Here is a 445-nt window from a genome sequence, read left to right on the forward strand (position 1 = left end):
AAGGGTAGGGAGGGGGGAGGGGGGGAGGGGAAGGTGGAGGGGGGGATGGAGAGAGGGGGGAGCGGGGGAGAGCGGAGGGGGAAGAGGAGGGGGGGAAGGGTGGAGGAGAGGAGGGAGGGAGAGAGAAAAAGGAGGTGGGCGGAAATGAGGAGAAAGAGGGGGGCGGAAAAAAAAAGGGGAAAGAGGAGGTGGTGGAGGGAGAGGAGGTGGGGAAGGGGGGGGAAGGGGGGGGGGGGGGGGAGGGGAGAAGGGGAAAGGGAAGGAAACAGAAAGAGGAAAAGGAGAGGATGGAAGACAAAAAGAAGGAAGAGGGAAAGGAGGGATGGATGAAGGGAGATAGCAAAAAGAGAAGAGAAAAAGAGGAGGAAGAAGAAGGAAAGAGGGAGGAGGAAAAGAAGGAGGAGGGGAGGAAGGAAGAGAAATAAGAGGATGAAGAGGGGAGGAG

At 58.4% G+C, this 445-nt stretch carries 1 protein-coding gene; it reads left to right on the forward strand.

Annotated features, from left to right (window positions below):
* The first annotated feature begins 134 nt into the window (after window positions 1-134).
* A complete protein-coding gene (locus VE25_RS23795) occupies window positions 135-425 on the forward strand; it encodes a hypothetical protein (protein ID WP_052731623.1) in 291 nt (96 codons plus the stop codon).
* The last annotated feature ends 20 nt before the right edge of the window (window positions 426-445 follow it).

The organism is Devosia geojensis (assembly GCF_000969415.1).
GTDB lineage: Bacteria > Pseudomonadota > Alphaproteobacteria > Rhizobiales > Devosiaceae > Devosia > Devosia geojensis.